16 protein-coding genes are annotated in these 18,117 nt (G+C 56.0%); 4 read left to right on the top strand and 12 right to left on the bottom strand.

All coding sequences use genetic code 11. The annotated features are described in order from the left end of the window. Nucleotides 1–124: 124 nt before the first annotated feature. Nucleotides 125–631, top strand: coding sequence for a ferritin-like domain-containing protein (locus EAW52_RS12940; RefSeq protein WP_010798096.1), 507 nt, complete (start codon nt 125–127; stop codon nt 629–631). Between the two features lie 53 nt (nt 632–684). On the opposite strand, the gene EAW52_RS12935 is transcribed toward EAW52_RS12940, so the two are convergent. The 3 genes from EAW52_RS12935 to EAW52_RS12925 form a co-directional block, all read right to left on the bottom strand. Continuing rightward, the gene (locus EAW52_RS12935; protein ID WP_256680799.1) at nt 685–1,668 is read right to left on the bottom strand and encodes an NAD(P)/FAD-dependent oxidoreductase; all 984 of its coding nucleotides are present in this window, start codon (nt 1,666–1,668) and stop codon (nt 685–687) included. 127 nt (nt 1,669–1,795) lie between these two features. After that, a complete protein-coding gene (locus EAW52_RS12930) occupies nt 1,796–2,530 on the bottom strand; it encodes a DUF421 domain-containing protein (protein ID WP_122042706.1) in 735 nt (244 codons plus the stop codon). Beyond that, entirely contained in the window at nt 2,531–3,229 is a 699-nt protein-coding gene (locus EAW52_RS12925; protein ID WP_010798099.1) for a DUF421 domain-containing protein, read from the bottom strand. Nucleotides 3,230–3,394: 165 nt separating this feature from the next. Here EAW52_RS12925 and EAW52_RS12920 point away from each other — a divergent pair, with 165 nt between their 5' ends. Both EAW52_RS12920 and EAW52_RS12915 read left to right on the top strand, forming a co-directional pair. Beyond that, nucleotides 3,395–5,248 carry a PAS domain S-box protein gene (locus EAW52_RS12920; protein WP_162997637.1) on the top strand — a complete coding sequence of 618 codons (1,854 nt, stop codon included), beginning with the start codon at nt 3,395–3,397 and terminating at the stop codon, nt 5,246–5,248. After that, nucleotides 5,245–5,601 carry a response regulator gene (locus EAW52_RS12915; protein ID WP_122042703.1) on the top strand — a complete coding sequence of 119 codons (357 nt, stop codon included), beginning with the start codon at nt 5,245–5,247 and terminating at the stop codon, nt 5,599–5,601. Before EAW52_RS12920 ends, EAW52_RS12915 begins: the two co-directional genes overlap by 4 nt. A gap of 31 nt (nt 5,602–5,632) precedes the next feature. Here EAW52_RS12915 and EAW52_RS12910 read toward each other — a convergent pair whose 3' ends face one another. The 4 genes from EAW52_RS12910 to EAW52_RS12895 form a co-directional block, all read right to left on the bottom strand. Beyond that, a complete protein-coding gene (locus EAW52_RS12910) occupies nt 5,633–6,307 on the bottom strand; it encodes a sulfite oxidase-like oxidoreductase (protein ID WP_122042702.1) in 675 nt (224 codons plus the stop codon). A 13-nt stretch (nt 6,308–6,320) separates the two neighbouring features. Continuing rightward, complete coding sequence (locus tag EAW52_RS12905; RefSeq protein WP_010798103.1) at nt 6,321–7,490, bottom strand: zinc-dependent alcohol dehydrogenase; 1,170 nt, start codon at nt 7,488–7,490, stop codon at nt 6,321–6,323. Continuing rightward, a complete protein-coding gene (locus tag EAW52_RS12900; RefSeq protein WP_122042701.1) occupies nt 7,490–8,350 on the bottom strand; it encodes an SRPBCC family protein in 861 nt (286 codons plus the stop codon). The genes EAW52_RS12905 and EAW52_RS12900 overlap by 1 nt, the downstream gene beginning before the upstream one ends. Nucleotides 8,351–8,485: 135 nt before the next feature. Continuing rightward, nucleotides 8,486–9,835, bottom strand: a complete 1,350-nt coding sequence (locus tag EAW52_RS12895) for an MFS transporter (protein ID WP_122042700.1) — start codon at nt 9,833–9,835, stop codon at nt 8,486–8,488. A gap of 350 nt (nt 9,836–10,185) precedes the next feature. On the opposite strand from EAW52_RS12895, the gene EAW52_RS12890 reads away from it, so the two are divergent. Next, entirely contained in the window at nt 10,186–12,357 is a 2,172-nt protein-coding gene (locus EAW52_RS12890) for an ATP-binding protein (protein ID WP_122042699.1), read from the top strand. Nucleotides 12,358–12,519: 162 nt separating this feature from the next. On the opposite strand, the gene EAW52_RS12885 is transcribed toward EAW52_RS12890, so the two are convergent. The 5 genes from EAW52_RS12885 to EAW52_RS12865 form a co-directional block, all read right to left on the bottom strand. Next, on the bottom strand, nt 12,520–12,933 hold the full coding sequence (locus EAW52_RS12885) for a response regulator (protein ID WP_122042698.1): 414 nt from the start codon (nt 12,931–12,933) through the stop codon (nt 12,520–12,522). 273 nt (nt 12,934–13,206) lie between these two features. Further along, nucleotides 13,207–15,027 (bottom strand): IucA/IucC family siderophore biosynthesis protein, encoded by a 1,821-nt coding sequence (locus EAW52_RS12880; RefSeq protein ID WP_122042697.1) that lies wholly within the window; start codon nt 15,025–15,027, stop codon nt 13,207–13,209. Then, the gene (locus EAW52_RS12875; protein WP_122042696.1) at nt 15,024–15,629 is read right to left on the bottom strand and encodes a GNAT family N-acetyltransferase; all 606 of its coding nucleotides are present in this window, start codon (nt 15,627–15,629) and stop codon (nt 15,024–15,026) included. Before EAW52_RS12875 ends, EAW52_RS12880 begins: the two co-directional genes overlap by 4 nt. Nucleotide 15,630: 1 nt before the next feature. Further along, nucleotides 15,631–16,794 (bottom strand): MFS transporter, encoded by a 1,164-nt coding sequence (locus EAW52_RS12870; RefSeq protein WP_122042695.1) that lies wholly within the window; start codon nt 16,792–16,794, stop codon nt 15,631–15,633. Then, complete coding sequence (locus EAW52_RS12865) at nt 16,791–18,116, bottom strand: lysine N(6)-hydroxylase/L-ornithine N(5)-oxygenase family protein (RefSeq protein WP_122042694.1); 1,326 nt, start codon at nt 18,114–18,116, stop codon at nt 16,791–16,793. The genes EAW52_RS12870 and EAW52_RS12865 overlap by 4 nt, the downstream gene beginning before the upstream one ends. Nucleotide 18,117: the final 1 nt, after the last annotated feature.

Raw genomic sequence — 18,117 nt, 5'->3', positions numbered from 1 at the left:
ACTTAATACAAGAGTTGTAAAAGTTTAAGTAATAAAAACCGCTTATGTATTTCGGGTTTTGCCGCTTAATTGGAAAGCTCGCTTCGCTTAACTAACTTCTACCCTGACCAAAAGGTGAAGAGACATGACTACTCGTCAAGAACATCTGATCGACTGGCTCAAAGATGCCCACGGCATGGAACAGCAGGCAGACAAAATGCTAAAGGGCCAGCTGGAGCGTCTTGAGAATTATCCTAAGCTCTCCGCCCGTATTCAGCAGCACATTGAAGAAACCCAGTCCCAGCTTCAGCTGATCGAAGGCTGCCTGACCCGTCTGGGTACCAGCCCCTCCACCATGAAGGACTTTACTGGTAAGTTCATGGCCATGGGGCAGGCGATGGGTGGCATGTTCATGACTGACGAAGTGGTCAAGGGGTCCATGGCCAGTTATGTCTTTGAGAACGTCGAGATCGCCATGTACACCGTGCTGATCTCTGCCGCCGAAGCGGCTGGCGATCTTGAAACCAAGCGAGTGTGCGAGCAAATCCTGCCGCAGGAAATTGCCATGGCCGAGTGGGTGAGAGAGCATCTTCCGGAAGTCACCATGGCGTTCATGGCGCGCTCCGAAGCCGGTGAAACTGCCAAGAAATAAGCATTCTGTTGTATCCAGGGCCAACCATACGGTTGGCCCTTTTTGTTGCCTGCTCACTGTGTCGGGGCCGCGTTCCGCGCTGTCCAGGGATTGGTCTCAAGACTGTTGTGAATGGCCGTCGAGCAGAGTGCGGCGTGGCCGGTCGCTACGCTGATCTGCTTGAGTGATTTGACGACATCGCCTGCGGCATACAGGCCTGGAATGGAAGTGCGCAGGTGTTCATCAACAATTAATGCTCCCGTATCGTCTGCTTCGGCGCCCAGGCGTATGGCCAGCTCGGAACGGACTCTAGAACCCAAAGACGGGTAAACGATGTCGAACCGATGGATCTCGCCCTTGCAGGTCCTGAGTTCTACCTGCTGGTCTTCCAGCAGGCGGATGCCTTCTACACGGTCGCTGATCAAACGAATGTCATAGTGCTCGGCCAGAGCAAACGCTTCTTCACAGGCCTTCGGCTCTCCATGTATGACGACAGTCACCCGGTTCGTAAACGTGCGCAGGAATACGGCGTGTGAGATGGCGCATTCCGCCTCGCCATACACTGCCACGTTGTCACCGTTGATTTCGTAACCATCACAGATCGAGCACAAGCGTACAGAGGATGCTGCGATGGCTTCGTACACGCTAGGCATATCGGGCAATTCATCCTGTATACCGGTGGCCAGCAATACGCGACGCGTCAACACGCTTTGGCCGTTGAAGAATACTTCAAAACCTTCCGGGCGCTGCTGGATGTCGTCAACTCGAGCATTTTCGAAACGGGCACCATAGGTCGTTGCCTGCTCCCGCAAACGCTCCAGCAGACCTTTGCCCGAAATGCCGGGTGGAAAGCCAGGATAGTTATGAGAGAGGGGAATCAAGGCGGCACGACTGGCACCGTCGTCGACGATCAGCGTCTTGCGGTGAAAGCGTGCCAGGTAGATGGCAGCTGTAAGGCCCGCTGGCCCTGCGCCCACGATAACGCAATCCAGCTCATCGGCTGCACTGGCACCCGTAATGGACTCAGGTTGGTCAAATATCTGCTCATAATCTTTCATGATGGGGAGGCCCTGTTGCGTATGGTTAAGATCACACCCAGTAGGGCTGTCGACCACCTATGAGAAATAGAAGGCTGCGCACGTTTGAAAGTTCTCCACAATTATCATTGTCTGGCGTGCGGTAGGGTTACTCCGACGCTTTCTGATCGTCTTCTTTCTCTTGCATCTTTACCCCTAGACGCCTCACAGCAGGTAGCCATTCCTTGTTGCCGCAGCAGTCGCATTCCTGATCTTCAGGCGCAGGGTTGCACTCCGTTACGTGACCGCATCGTGAGCAGGCATAGTGGCTGTTGACCTGGATACGCTCACTCATTTCATCGTCTGGCGTTGGCAGCAGCCAGAGTCCATAGTGCGGCGTACGGTATTTAATCAGGCTGAAGTGGCCGGATGACTCCAGGTAGACACGGCGAACCTCCCCCAGATGCTGGATATTCTGCGCGCGCAGCTCCGAGTGAATACGTTCGGGCGAGAGGCGGGCCTTGACCATGTTGTCGATGACCAGACGGCCATCCTTGACGAGAATGGTTGAGTCCCCCTGGGTCGCCACTTCTACCGAGCGTCTCTTGAATGACAGAAACGACAGGCCTCGCTGAAAAATCAGAGCCGTCAGCAAGAGGACCGCAGCAGGCAGGATGCCTTTTTCCGGTGTCTGCAGGGGCACACCAATCGCCGCACCCAGCGTAATCATGACGGCCAGTTCCGAGATGCTGAGCTGAGCGGCGACACGGCGGCCCATCATACGCATCATCATGAGCAGAAGCAGGTAGATCACACCGGTACGCAGCACCACCTCAATCATGAACGGCCACTGTGTGTCACCCAGCAAAATACGGTGCCAATCCCAGGATGTAACGTTCAGCATTCAGTCCTCCAGCTCTACAGCGGCTGGCATCCAGCGCTCAGCCTTGCAGTATTCGCAGGCACATTGCGGTTCTTGCTGAGTCTTGAGTGTGTACCCGCAGCTCGTACAGGAGAAATGGTCCCGGCTTGCTACTGCTTCCCGCAGCTCGGTGTCGATTTCCGGAATAATAGAAAGCCCAGGGCAGGGCTGGTCAGTCAGTACGATGGAAATGGAGCCGGAAGGCTCGATATAGACACGGCTGAGCTGGCCCAGGTGCTGAATGTTGCGCATGCGCAGTAGTGCAAAGATTTTTTCCCGAGACAGGACAGTCTTTCGCAAGACATCCAGTTCCAATCGCCCATTGGTGATGGCAGTCATCACACTGCCCGAGACGGCATGGTTTACCTTGGGATGGCGCATGGTCAGGCGCGCAGTCACTCGTTGGAAGATAATGACGCCTGCCATGATGATCAGAGGCGGTAACATTCCGCGTTCTTGAGACTGTAGTGGTACACCAATCGCACCGGCCAGGGTAACGACCACGGAAAGTTCGAAGAGGGTATATTGCGAGGCCACGCGTCGCCCGAGGAGTCGCATGGCCATCATGATCAGAACATAAGTCAGCCCAGCCCGAATGACTACTTCTATCAGAAACGTCCAAGGTGTTTCGCCGAAAAGTATGCGGTGCCAGTCTGCCAGGGAAAATTGCTTAGCTTGCATAACGGCCTCAACATCAATACGCCATGTTTGAAGCAGAAAATGGCAAATCGGTTCGCTTGCTCCGACGAGGCGACAACCCTTTGATCGATTAATGACCGTTTATCGAGACGGGTATGACGCGCTCAGGGCACAAAACTGTAAAATATGGGCTTTATGGCCGGCTTGTTGAGCACCTCCTGGATTATGAACTGCACGCTGGAAGCCTCTTCCCCTGATCCTGCTTCAATGCCACCGCTATCGTCAGATATCCTGAACGACATGGTCTTCGAGCTTCTGCCTGCCGCTGCGTTTGTGTGTGACGCGACGGGAGCCATTGTTCGCTACAACCGCAAGGCGGCAGAATTGTGGGGACGGGAACTCGTTCCTGGTGAAACCTACTACATTGGAATCGACCGGGTTTTCCATGCCGACGGGCGCGTGATGCGACCGGAAGAGTCGCCTATGGCCAGTGTGCTGCGCTCTGGTGCTCCGGTGCGCGACCATGAGTTGCAGGTTCAGAACCTGCTGGGGCATAAGCGTTGGGTGCTGGTTAACATCTCGCCGATTTTCAATGAGGTCGGGCAGATCCAGGGGGCCATCAATTGCTTTCAGGACATCACCGAGCGCAAGGAAAGCGAGCGGAGACTGCAGGAAAGTCAGGCTTTTTTGCAGGCTATCGTTGACGCAACGCCCGAGTGCATCAAGATCGTGACCGAAGACGGCTCGCTGATGCAGATGAACGGGGCCGGCCTTGCCATGATTGAGGCCGACTGTCTTGAAGCGGTACAGGGGGCTTGCGTATTCGATCTCATCGTGCCCGAGCATCGAGACACATGGATCGTCAACCATTTGCGCGTGTGTAATGGTGAGCAGCTCAGCTGGACCTACGACATCATTGGCTTGGCTGGCTCTCGAGTAAACATGGAAACCCATGCGGTTCCGCTGCGCTTGCCGGATGGTCGTAGAGTTCACTTGGCCGTGACCCATAACATCACCCAGCGGATAAAAGACGAGCAAGCCGTGCGCGAAAGCGAGCGGCATTTGAGTGAGCTGCTCGATGGGCTTGCCGTTGCTGTCTATACTACCGACGCGAAAGGTTACCTGACCTTTTATAACGAAGCCGCAGTGGCACTTTGGGGCTATCGTCCCCGCTTGGGCGAGGCCCAGTGGTGTGGCTCGTGGAAAATGCAGTGGCCGGATGGCCGTGAGCTGCGCCATGATGAATGCTTCATGGCCTCAGTGCTTAACAACGGTGAGGCCATACAGGGCGGAGAGGGATTTATTCTGCGGCAGGATGGCTCGCGTGTTCCATTCGCGGCGTACCCGTCCCCCTTGCGTAACGCGCAAGGTGAAATCACTGGCGCCGTCAATATGTGTGTGGATATCAGCCGGCACAAGAAGGCGGAGGCTCAGCAGCGCGAGCTTATCAATGAGTTGAACCATCGGGTGAAAAACACGCTGATGACGGTGCAGTCCATTGCAACCTATAGCCTGCGTAGCGCAAATGCCGAGTCTCGATTCCGCGAAACATTCGATGCCCGTTTGCTGGCTTTGAGCAAGGCCCACGACCTGCTGACCCATGAGCAATGGCAAGGGGCTCAACTCCGAGCGGTAATCGAGCAGGAGATTGCGCCTTATACTGGGCAGGAAAAGTCTGACCGCATTGCGCTTTTTGGCAGTGATTATGCGCTTGAGCCCCGAGAAGCACTGGCCTTGGCCATGGTCTTTCATGAACTTATCACCAATGCCGCAAAATACGGTGCACTCTCCGTCCCGGAAGGGCGCTTGCAGCTGGAGTGGTATGTCGGTAAAGATGAGCATACGGGGCATGATTGCCTGGAACTCAGCTGGCTGGAGCGCGACGGTCCCACTGTCGAGACTCCCCAGACCAAAGGCTTTGGCTCTCGCCTGATCGATCGCAGCATTACGCGTGAACTGAAAGGGCGCGTCGTAACCACATTCGTACCGCAAGGCCTCGAATGTCACTTATCCATCCCGCTGTTGTGCCTGCAGGTCAGGCCCAAAGGAAGCTTCGTTTGACCACTATCCGTAAACGTGTCCTGCTTGTCGAAGACGAAACACTGATCGCCATGCTGCTTGAAGATATCCTGGATGAGCTTGGCTACGACGTGGCAGGTAGCGCGGCTGATTTTGATGAAGGCATGCGGCTGGCCAGCTCAGAAACCTTCGATCTGGCCATTCTGGATGTGAATGTAGGTGGGCGTGAAATTTTTCCGATTGCCGAGCAGCTGGCCGCGCGCGACATCCCCTTTATGTTCTCTACTGGTTATGGGGCCTACGGGTTGCCGGAAGAGTGGAAAAATCGGCCGGTTCTGGCCAAGCCGTTCAAGCCTGACGATTTGGAAAGGGCATTACAGGCCAACTTCCCTTGATGAAAACAAGAGTGAGTGATGCCTGAAGGCATCACTCATCGTCGGAATAACGTTCTTCCTGCCAGGGATCACCACGATTGTGATACCCGCGCTCTTCCCAATAGCCGGGCACATCGCTGACCCGAAACTGGATTCGCCTGATCCACTTGGCACTTTTCCAGAAGTACAGGTGGGGTATGATCAGGCGTACCGGCCCGCCGTGCTCGGTTGAGAGGGGATTGCCTTCCCAGGAGTGGGCAAGCAGGGCACCCTGAACTGCGAAATCCTCCAGCGTCAGGTTGGTGGTATACCCATCGTTGGAGTAGAGCAGTACAAAACGCGCGTCCGGGTACGGCTGTACAAGATCCAGCAGGTCCTGCGTGGTTACACCCTGCCATTGATTGTCGTAGCGAGACCAGGTGGTTACGCAGTGAATATCGCTGACTAATCGAGATTGAGGTTGCGCCATGAAGGCATCCCAGTTCCAATTCTGCGGGTTTTTCACTGCGCCGATTACGTTTAGCTGCCAACGCTCCCGAGTAACGGTTGGCCTGACGCCCAGATCCAGTATGGGCCAGTTCTTGACCAGATGCTGACCGGGCGGTAAACGCTCCTCTTCGGGCCGTGAAATACGGCCTGTCAAATAGCGCCCCTCACTGACCCAGCGCTCTTTGGACTGGGTCAGCTTGGTGGGTTCTGGAGGCGGGTGATCCTTCTCGTCGTCCATGCACAACTCCCATTTACGGCATGAATACCGCGCGCATGCAGTCCTCGGTCTTTTCCTTGAACATGGCATAACCGCGCGGTGAATCTTCCAGACTCATCGGGTGCGTCAGCAGGTAGGACGGATCCAGCTCGCCTTTCTGAATGTGCTCGAACAGCTTATTGGCATACCGCTGACCTGGCTGCTGGCCGGAGCGAACCGTAAGGGCTTTGTTGACGATGGCGCCCATAGGGAATTTGTCCAGGAGGCCGCCGTAAACGCCCACCACGGATACCGTACCGCCTTTGCGACAGGCCCGAATGGCCTGACGAAGCACAGTGCCGCGTTCAGTGTGCAGGTGCATCAGTTGTTTAGTCTTGTCGTATACATAATCCAGCTCGGTGCCGTGTGCTTCCATGCCAACGCAGTCGATGCAGCGGTCCGGCCCGCGCCCACCGGTCAACTCCAGCAAGGCTTCGTGGACATTCGTGGTTTCGTAATTAATGGTAATCGCCCCGGCCTTCTTCTCGGCCAGTTCAAGGCGAGAGGCGAAGCGGTCGATAGCAATAACCCGTTCGGCACCCATTAGGTAGGCGATGCGAATGGCCATCTGGCCAACACCGCCACAGCCCCAGACGGCGACAGTATCGCCCCGCTGGATATCGGCATTATCGGCAGCAAAATAGCCAGTCGGCGCAGCGTCCGACACAAAGACTGCCTGCTCATTGGTAACGCCGTCGGGCACCTTGAACAGATTGACGTCGGCAAAGGGCACGCGGATATACGTCGCATGGCTTCCCGCATATCCGCCAAAGGCATGGCTGTAACCAATAATGCCGCAGCACGGTTGACCGTAGGCCAGATCTGTCGTTTCCGGATTCGGGTTGGAGTTGTCGCAGCAGGAAAAATCGCTACGCTGACAGTGTTCGCAGTTGCCGCACCCTATAATGGATATGGTAACAACGCGATCACCCTTCTTGAATTGGCTAATGCCGGAGCCAACTTCAACTACCTCACCCATGAATTCATGGCCGATGATGTCTCCCGGCTTCATGGCCGGCACGTAACCGCCCAGCAGGTGAAGGTCGGAGCCGCATACCGATGACATGGTGACGCGAAGAATGACATCGCGTGGATTAACGATTTCCGGGTCCGGTACGGTTTCTACCTGAAGAACGTTAGGGGCTTGCCAAGTTAGTGCGCGCATCAGTAAGCCCCTCCCTGACGAGTCTCATCGGTATGTGACGCGATGGTGCGCGGCTCGCTGATCACTTCGCCTTCCAACGGTACGGTTGCTGACACTTCATCCACCGGGACCCGTCCGACAGCACCTGTTCTCATGAGGCTGTTGGTAATCTCGCCGGTCTCCAGGAGCTGCTTCAGGCGACGCAAATCAAGATTAAGCTCACGTCCCGAGAATTGGCTGATCAGACTGGCTGCGGCATAACCCACCCGGCCGGCTGGCGGTTCGCACGCCAGAACAACCTGCAACTCCGTTCCCATGCCGTTAGGGGCATCTCTGAAGGTAAGGGTAGCTTTATGCTGGAGGTATGCCGTGGATTCGGTACTCCAGACGATACGTTCCTGCGGAATCTCTTCTTCCAGGAACGCATTCCACTCTACTGTCCGATTCTGTGGGCCTACCGCAACCCAGCGATAGTGAGTGGCGTCCATCTGCTGGACGCGTTCGAGGCGACGCAGGAAGAGGGGGAGATTTTCAATGCTGCGTACGAAGTCGTAGACCTCGGCACGCGGTTTGCCAATGGTAATCGTGCGGGAAATTGCTTCGGCATTGGTCCAGCCGTACTCTTCCTGCAGAAGCGATTCGTATGGCGTAGGCGTAAGCGCTGCCTTGGCCTTGCAACGACCAGTGACGCCCCGGGCTGTTACCAGTGCGCCCAAGGCCATTTGTGCCAGCCCCAGAAGACCGCCACGGCGCAGGCCGCCTGCCAGGAGTAAGCCACCACCTACAAGGGAAAGGGTGCGCTCGGTTCCCTGTACATTAGGCTCATTGAGTGACTGCTGGGACTTGCGTGTGGCCATTAGTGGTTCATGCAGGGCTTTCATCGTGTGTTATCTCCATATAGAACCAATCGGTATCTAAAGGGGACTCCACTGCGAGACGTCCTGTTCCCTGGTCGTTACAAAGGCTGACAAACGTTCAGGCGATGGACAGGTTTGCCGCCTGACGCTGAAAGCGTCTCAGGTGGTTATGCTGGTCAAGGAAGCCGTCTCCGCAGCGGGCACACGCCCGGTTACCTCGCTCAGCTCAACCTTTGACGTCTCGGGTAGCAGCAGACCTCCGATCAACGCCATTACGGATATCGCGATGAGATAGAACGCTGGTGCCAGGTTGCTACCGCTCTGTGCAATCAAATAGGTTGCCATGAGAGGCGCAGTACCGCCGAAAACGGTATAAGCCATGTTGTAGGTAATGGCTGAGGCGGTGTAACGCGTCCGGGTGGGGAAGACTTCAGACAGCAGTGCAGCGGTGACGACACCGGACAGTACCGCTCCGACGGCCAATAGCAGTACGCCCAGAACCGACAGCAGCAGGTTGCCTGAGCTGGCCATCCAGAACGACGGATAGACCACAACGATCAGTAAGGTACAGGTTGTAAATACTGTAGCCTTGCGCCCGACCCTGTCTGAAAAGAGACCTGCTAATGGGCATAGCATGGCTGCAAAAACCAGGGCAATGACGGTAACCAGAAGGGCGGAGGCGCGATCAAGCCCACCGGCTACCTGCAGGTAAGTCGCAAAGTAGGTTGTAAACATGTAGAAGGACAGGGCCGTTACGGAAATAAACGCGCCCAGCCGACAGATAGCTCCGCCATTGGACTTGAGCGTTTCACGCAGTGGCGCATGTGCTACTGCGTGTTGAGCCTCGACAGACTGGAACGCCGGGGTCTCGCCTAGCCGCAACCTCAAATATAGGCCTACGAGGCCCAGAGGCGCTGCAATAAGAAAGGGTATACGCCAGCCCCAGCTGGCCATGGCGTCTTTGGTAAGCGTAGCATCCAGACCGTAGGCCAATACGGCTGCACAGGCAAAGGCCGAAAACGTCGATACGGGTACGAAACTTCCGTACGTGGCGCGTTTTTCCCGTGGTGCATGCTCCATGACATAGGCGCAGGCACCCGCGTATTCGCCTCCGGCCGAGAATCCCTGGACGCATCGGATAACGGTTAGCAGTAGCGGAGCGGCCATGCCTATGGCGGCATAGGTAGGTAACAGGCCTATCAGCGTCGTGGCACCGGCCATCATCAGAATCGTCAGGGCCAGTATCTTCTTGCGGCCGATCCGATCACCCAGCATGCCGAAAACGATGCCGCCCAATGGCCGGAAGGCAAAGGCGACGGCGAATACGGCAAAGGTCTTGAGCAAAGCGGCTTTCGCGTCGCCGCTGGGAAAGAATTGCTCGGCAATGATCGTTGCAAGAAAGCCATAGATGGCAAAGTCGAACCACTCGACGAAATTACCGATCGAGGCGGCGGCAATGACTTTACGCAACGTATGGGTGTCGACTGAACCGGGTGCTGCCTGGGTCATGATCACGCTCCAGAGGAAAGGGATTCGCAACGGGCAGGAAAGAGCAGGCGCACGGATTATTAGGATAGTGAGGATAGGTGGCCTGGTGGTATCAAACGCTACCGTTCTGAACTGTAAAGGCGGTTTCCCAGGCACAGTGGTCTGCCGACGACCCCTATCGTTGAGCAGACGACATGTGGTTGGCAGAACCTTTTACGCTGCCAGCTAAATCGGAAGCGCTACAGAGCGCTCTGCGCTTTAGCCTGACGTGCATATCCAAAATCGGAGCTGGTGTTTCGTCTGGCTGAACGAACGTCGGTATTGGGTAAGGGGTCTGAGTCTTATTCAGCCTATCGAGGGAGCCAAGTCTTTTGTCTGCTACCAATCGCGAAGCTGATTTACTGAAACGGCAAGCTATCCTTGCCCAGTTTGGTGAGTTGGCGCTTCAGTCAGAAAGCCTGGACGAGATACTTCACGAGGCTTGTCGCCTCGTAGGGCAGGCGCTTGGTACAGATCTGGCCAAGGTGATGGAGCTTCAGCCTGATGGCCATACCCTGCTTGTAAAGGCAGGTGTGGGCTGGCGGCCGGGCATCGTAGGTCAAGAAACCATCAAGGCTGACAAGCGTTCTTCTGAAGGTCATGCGCTGCAGACCGGCTCGCCCGTGATTTCGAATGACATAAATACCGAAAAACGCTTCGTTTATGCGGATTTCATCAAGGATCACGGCGTAAAGGCGCTAATCAACGTCATTATTATCGGCTCCCGAGATCAGAAGCCCTACGGCATTCTTGAGGTCGACAGCCGGAGTGCACGGCGTTTCAACGATAGCGACATTCAGTTCCTGCGAAGCTATGCGAACCTGATCGCTGCTTCGGTCAATCGGCTGACCACGTTGGAGAAGGCCAAGCAGACAGCTGCAGCCTTACGGCTCAGTGAAGAGCAGTACCGGATTTCCTCGCAGTTGAATCCGCAGATTCCCTGGACGGCTACGCCGGATGGAAGGATGTCCGGGTTTGACGAACGTTGGCTGGAATTGACAGGACTTTCTCATGAACAGGCCTTGCGTGATACCTGGAAGCAGGTTGTTCATCCAGACGACATAGAAGCCACCGATAGCGCCTGGTTCAGGTCCCTGACCAGCGGTTCGCCCTATGATTCTCAGGTTCGGATCAGAGCAGCGTCCGGACAGTTTGCCTGGCATCGGATTCGCGCGTTCCCCTGGAAAAATGCCCAGGGCGAAATCCTCCGCTGGCATGGTACGGTCGAGAATATTGTCGAAAGCAAGCAGCTGGAAGAAGCGTTGCGAGACTGGAACGATATTCTGGAGGAGCGGGTATCCGAGAGCACGCTTGCACTGAGTGAGTCCGAGCGTGAGCGTGAGCTGGTGGAAAAGAAACTGCGTCAAAGCCAGAAGATGGATGCCATAGGGCAACTTACAGGAGGCATCGCCCACGACTTCAACAATATGCTCGCTGGGATTATCGCTGCTCTTGAATTGCTGCAGAAACGGGTCGAGCAAGGCCGATCAGGCGCGCTGTCACGCTACATTGGCGCAGCCATGAGTTCGGCCAACAAGGCCTCGGCCCTGACTCATCGCCTGTTGGCATTCTCACGCCAGCAACCTTTGGAATCCAGGCTGGTACGACCAGATCGACTGGTGGTGGAGCTGGAGGAGCTGATCAAGCGCACCGTAGGACCGCAGATATCGGTCGAAGCCAGATTCGCGCCTGACACGGGCGCTGTGCTCTGTGATCCCAGCCAGCTTGAAAATGCCTTGCTCAATCTTTGTATCAATTCCCGTGATGCGATGCTCAATGGAGGCACTATCCAGATTCAGACCTCACACGTAGAGGTCGATAAGGCGCAGGCCGCTATCCAGGGCTTGGCTCCAGGTACTTACGTGTTGTGTACAGTGACAGACGACGGCATTGGTATGTCAGCCGAGGTGGTCGAGCGGGCATTTGATCCGTTCTTTACAACCAAAGGACTTGGCGAGGGAACCGGCCTGGGACTGTCCATGGTGTATGGGTTCGCCCGGCAATCCGGTGGGCAAACCTTTATTCAGAGCAGTCCGGACAAAGGTACTGTTGTCTCGCTGTATTTGCCCAGCCATGAGGTAACCTCTGAGGAAATCATTGCCCTTGAGCAAAATACCATTCCTGAGGCCAAGTCAGGCGAGACGATTCTACTGGTCGAAGATGATTCAATCATTCGAATGATGCTGACCGAGCTGCTGGAAGAGCTGGGATATACCGTTCTTGAAAGTATCGATAGTAAATCTTCTCTCAAACAGCTGGAAAGGCATGAGCGAATCGATCTGTTGATTACCGATATCGGGCTGCCTGGAGACATGGGTGGTTCTGAGCTTGCCAAGCTGATGCACGATCAGCGAGCAGAGATGAAAGTCCTGTTCATTACTGGCTTCGCCAAGGATATCGCCACGCTACAAGCGCAGCTCAAAGAGGGCATGCATCTGATTACCAAACCTTTCTCCCTTGAAGAATTCGGAAGGCAAGTGCGTATGATCCTGGACGAAACCTAAAGGCATCCCGACCATTTGATCCGCGTTATCCCGACAGCATAGGTATGGATCGAATCGCTTTGCTATCCATGTGGCAGGTTAAGCTGAGGAAAATCCGTCTTCTCGTGGATAGCTTTTTAAAGGATGGAATGGTGGCGCAGTCTGAATGGATTCACGCCTTTGCTAGAGGCTGACAGATGTTTTCTTTAGCATCTGGATAATGGCTTTTTTCATCTGTACCAAATCCCACGGCTTCTGTAGATAAAGCATGCCGTCTGGTAGCTCAGGAATGGTCTCCAGATCACGTCCGGTGGTTACAATGACTGAAAGACCTGGCCAGCGTGCGCCAATCATGGTTGCCAGCTCGGCGCCCTTGATCTGCCCAGGCACCAGATGATCGGTGACGACCAGAGAGGGCTTTTCACCTGCACTGAGCATATAAACCAACGCATCATCAGCCGTCTCGAAGCTGCTGACACGACCGCCCAGTTCTTCCACGAAGCCCGATAAGATACTTTGCAGAAGTGGATCATCTTCAATCAAGACAAGCCAGTGGCCTTCAAGCAAAGCTTTAGGCTCTTCGATAACACCATTCATAGCTTTGCCAGCCCAGCTCAGACGCGCTTCATGCGCAATCCCTTATTTTCTCAAATTTCAGGACGCTTCGCTTTATGGGTGGACGAACGTACACCTGTAAGTTACTTGATCCAATTAACACAACGCGACATCAGTAGTGATGCAGAAGGTGTTACATCCTACGCGCACCGCGTGAAGATGCCATTAACAGGTGCAACGTCTGGCTATTTCTACGGTTTCCCATTCTGTCCGCTCCGGCTGTCTATGCAGGCAGCCGGAGCGGATTTATTTACGTTAACGCTTAAATGGTGCGATCGGATTGATCAAGGTTCCGGCAAGCTTCAGGTTTCCAGCCGGATCTGCCAGATTGACCATCTGTTGGTTGTTGCCCAATTGAAGACGGTTCAGGCAGGAGCGGATGAACTCGGGCGCAAACAGGTCGTATCGGGCAAATTTTTCGGCATATTGAGGATGGCTCTGCTGATAGGTGCTGACGCACTCGGCTACCAGCGACCAGAAACGGTCTTCAGCGTAGTCGGCTTTTTCCACCAGAATGGCGCTCATGTAGCGGAAGAAACAGTCGAACACGTCGGTGAAGAGCGACAGGATTTTCAGCTCTTCGGGTACAGAGACCGCCAGTCGCTTGATCTTTTCCGGCAGCTTGGCATCAGGGTTCAGCACGGCGATCTCTTCCGCAATGTCTTTCATGATTGCCCGCGACGGAACGTTGTTATCCAGCACCAGAATCAGGTTCTCCCCGTGAGGCATATACACCAGATCGTGAGCATAGAAACAGTGCAGCAGGGGCGTCAGGTAGGCGTTGAGATAGCGGCGCAACCAGGTGTCCGTATCCACGCCGGAGGAGGCGATCAGCGCCGTGAGGAGCGAGTCGCCCTGGGCGTCCAGATGCAGCAGCGAGGCCATAGTCATCAGGCGTTGGCCGGGCTTTAGTTGTGGAACCGGACTTTCGCGCCACAGGGCGGAGAGCATCTTCTTGTAGGGGGTATCGTTGACCAGTGCCGTCTCGTAGTAGTGGTTGCGATAGCCCACCGAGGCTACTTCACGCAAGATACTGAAGCCGTTTTCGGTCAAAAACGGATCGCTTTCAATCAATGCTTTCAGCCACTCGTTGATAGCAGGCGTCGCCAGCATGTAGTAAGGCGACAGACCGCGCATGAAGCCCATGTTCAGAATGGACAGTGCCGTTTTCACATAACGCTTTTCAGGGTGGCTTGCGTTGAAGAAGGTGCGGATCGACTGCTGCGCCAGGTACTGATCCTCCCCAAAGCCCAGACAGACGATATTGCGGTTGGCAACATCGGCCGAGAAGGCCATGGAAAGCTTGTTGAACCACTGCCACGGGTGAGCCGGCATGAAGAGGTAATCGTTCGGATTCAAGCCTTGTTCGGTCAGCTGAGCAGTGAAATCAGCAACCGTCTGGCTGCCTAGTTCCTCCTCGAGCAGGCGTTCATAGCTCAGGTCCGATAACGATGAGAACGTTGCCTTGGTCTTGCGTACAGCCAGCCAGACCAACTGGATCGGGGAGGCGGCTTCAGGTGCATAGGCGCGGTAATCGTTCGCGTCGAAGCCCATGCGGCCATTGTTCGCGACGAACCCCGGGTGGCCTTCCATCATACCGGTTTCTACGGACTGGAAGTCAGCGCGGGTGAGTTCCTCGGCGGTCAATCCTGGTTTGGCATGTTTGTAGGCGCTGCCATACAGCGTGCTGCTGATCTCGTCCAGATAGACCGGCATCATGCTTTCCTGAATACCCAGTTGATCCTTGAACTCGATGATGAACTCCAGCGCATCCAGCGGCGCAGCGTTGCCGTCCTGCGTCTTTTCGATCGAGGCGGTGTCGATCAACCAATGATCGAGCGCCAGCTTGCGAGCTCGGAAGCGGTACTCCAGTGCCGGATTGCCATTGTCCAGACGGTAATGCTCCCAACCGTTTTCAGACGCGATCAAGGCCGGCTCGATAAGCTTTTCATGGGCAAATTCCGCCAGGGCTTTGCGCACGAGCAGGCGATTGACCTTGCTCCAACGTTCGGGGGTCAGGTGCAATGCGGCTTGACCGGGCGTGGCGGCGGGCAGAGTAGTGATCATCTGGTTCATGGGCGGTTCTCCATTACAAGGCTGGCGGCATAGTGTTCGCGAGTGCAGAAGGCAAGGTGGGCAGTTTTTTCGCCCAGTTGAATGACACGGTCGTACTCGAAACCGACACGCTGATTGAGCACGTGGATCTTGTCGTTACGGATATCGGGCTCGACGACGACGCGGCGGGCAAAGGGATCGCTGAAAATGAATTCCATGATGGTTCGCATCACGGCCAGGGTGAAGCCTGAAACAGGTTTCTCGCAGGGCGCGACGAGAAAATGCATGCCCCGGTCACCTGGCTTCACGTCGTAGTGCTGGCCTACCGGGTCATGAAGCGGCATATAGCATTCGACCAGGAAAGCCGGTGCGCCATCATGTAAACCCAGGTAGGCGTTGGCATGAGGAGAGGCCATGAGGTCGCGGTAGAATGTTTCCACCTCTGCCTGGGTCGCATTCTGCATCCCCCAGAAGCGTGCATAGTCACGAGTCAGCCAATCATGTAGTCGCGCCGTGTCCTCTGGCAGGCTGAGTGGACGCAGGCTGAAGTGGCCGAGTCCATGCTGTGGCTTGCTGAAGCACGGGCGGGTATCGATGGGTGTTTGCAAGGCAATGGCAGTCATATCAGACCCCCTTGTCGATAACAGGTGTTGTCGTGGGCTGGGCCGTGCGGACCAGCAGCGGATAGGCAAGGGCGGTCAGGGCAAAGCCCGCCGCGCCGATCAGAAAGGGCACAGTCAGGCCAAACGTGCTGACCAGGGACCCCGCCGCAAAGGACGAGCCCACTACGCCGAGTTGTTGAAAGAAATTGATCTTGCTGAAGTCAGCGGCATACGCATCGGGCGTGCTCAGCTCGAAGAGCAGGGCATCCAGCCGTACCGTGACCTGGAACATGGCCCAGCCATACAAGCAGCGGCCAGTCAGGATCAGGGCGGTCTGTTCACCGGCCTGAAGCAGCAGGCCGCACACACCCAGCAGCAGCGCACCGCTCAGGGCCTGTTGTCGGCTGCCGGTACGCCGGTTCAGCCAGAGTCCGAGCAGGGCCATGCCACCAGGAATGGCGTACACCAGTCCGGTCAGGGCGGCGTGGTCCAGCTGAGCGACCTGCTCCCAGTACACCGTAAAGAACGGCTTTACCAGGTAGCCGCTGAAATAGAACAGCAGCATCAGCAGGCAGAGCCGGTAGATAGGCCATGCCTTGCCGGTACGGTGCGTAATGGCTTGTTCCGGCTTGGCATGGGGTGGTTCCCGCCGTAGCAGGCGCAGGCAGATCGCCATTTGCAGAAAATCCCCCAAGGCCATCGCCACAAAGACATCCCGTGGCTCCAGTACCTGAAGGACCAGGCCGCCCACCACGGCGCCGAGGATGGCGCCGAAGTGAACGACAACCGACAGCATGCCGATGGTATGGGTATGGTTCCTGGAGTCCTCCAGGCTCATCACGTAGGGGTACATGAGCAGGTAGCTGCCCTTGAACACGATCATCCCCAGCGAGACAAGCCAGAACTCCAGGAGCGCCGATGCCCAATAGCAGTACAGGCACAGCAACCCGGCGGCGAGCTGCGTCCAGATCAGCAGCCGGATCGGGTGTACCCGCCGCGCCACGCGTGCCCAGAGGGGCAGCGCGAGCATGACCGTAAAGCAGATGGCGGCCAGATAGGCCCCCACATGCTCCGGCCGCGTTTCACCGAAACGGCTGGCAAAGTACTGCGGATAGAACGGAATCAGCATGGTGTCGCTGATGACGGCAAGGGCCGTCATGGCGATCAACGCGGTACGCAGCGTCATGTCTTGGCCGGCTCCGGCTGGAGCAGTGTCGTAGAGGGCGCCGTGAACTGCTGGAAGGCGATCTTGCGTTCGACGGGGTAATGTTCGCGGCCGAGCATCTCGCGAATGATATAGGCGTTGCGGTAGCACGCCATGCCCAGGTCGGGCGTTACCAGGCCATGCGTATGAAGCTCGGCGTTCTGGACGAAGATCTCCTGGCCGGCGGTATCAATCGTATAGTTTCGATTGACGGCGAAGCGGCCATGCTCATCGAAGCGCAGGCGTGAGCGTAACCCTTGAAGGAAAGGAGGGGTCCTGTAGCAATACCCGGTAGATAATACCAGCCCACTAGTCTGAAGCATATAGCGGCTCTCCTGTTCCTCCTGAAACAAGGTAAGCGTAAAGGTGCCGGTACGCTCATCGTAGCGGCAGTCCTGCAGTTCCGTGTTGGTAAGCAGGTTGGTCCTGACCGGACCGCATAGGCTCTTGTTGTACAGCAGGTCGTAGATGTCATTGATCAGGGCGCTGTTGATCCCCTTGTAGAGCCCCTTCTGACTGCGCATCAAGGCGTCACGCTTGTGGGTAGGCAACTGATGGAAGTAGTCGATGTACTCGGGCGATGTCATCTCCAGGGTCAGCTTGCTGTATTCCAGCGGGAAGAAGCGAGGCGAGCGGGTGATCCAGTTCAGGGTGTACTCGCGCGTGTCGATTTCCTGCAAGAGGTCATAGTAGATCTCCGCCGCGCTCTGACCGCTGCCGATCAGCGTAATGGTGCTTTTTGCCTGTAGAGCTTGTTTGTCGGTCAGGTAGGTCGACGTGTGGGACAAGTGGCTGCTGGCGTCCTGGCAGCAGTCAGGGATGTAGGGTGACGTGCCAGTTCCCAGGACCAGACGGCGCGCCTGATAAACCAGGCGTTCTCCTGTTTTGGTGCAGGTACAGTTCACCGTATAGAGGCCGGTTGCCGGATCATGGTCGATACGTTCGACATATCGGTTGAACTCGATATTGGGCAGCCGATCGATGACCCATTGGCAGTACTGGTTGTACTCGCGGCGCATCAGGAAGAAATCTTCCTTGATGTAGAACGCATAGATGCGGCCTGTGGATTTAAGATAATTCAGGAAGCTGAATGGGCTGGTCGGGTCCGCCAGGGTGACCAGATCGGCCAGGAAGGGCGTCTGCAGGGTTGCAGATTCCAGCATCATGCCGGGATGCCAATCGAAGCACTCGTTCTTGTCGAGAAACAACCCATTGAGCTCGTCGATGGGAGCAGTCAGGCACGCCAGACCCAGGTTGAAGGGGCCAACACCAATCGCGATGAAATCGTAGGTTGAAGCCGTCATG

Source organism: Pseudomonas sp. LTJR-52, from assembly GCF_003691465.1.
Taxonomy (GTDB): domain Bacteria; phylum Pseudomonadota; class Gammaproteobacteria; order Pseudomonadales; family Pseudomonadaceae; genus Chryseomonas; species Chryseomonas luteola.
Note: the sequence above shows the minus strand (reverse complement) of the source record. Positions and strands in the feature narration are given on the sequence as shown.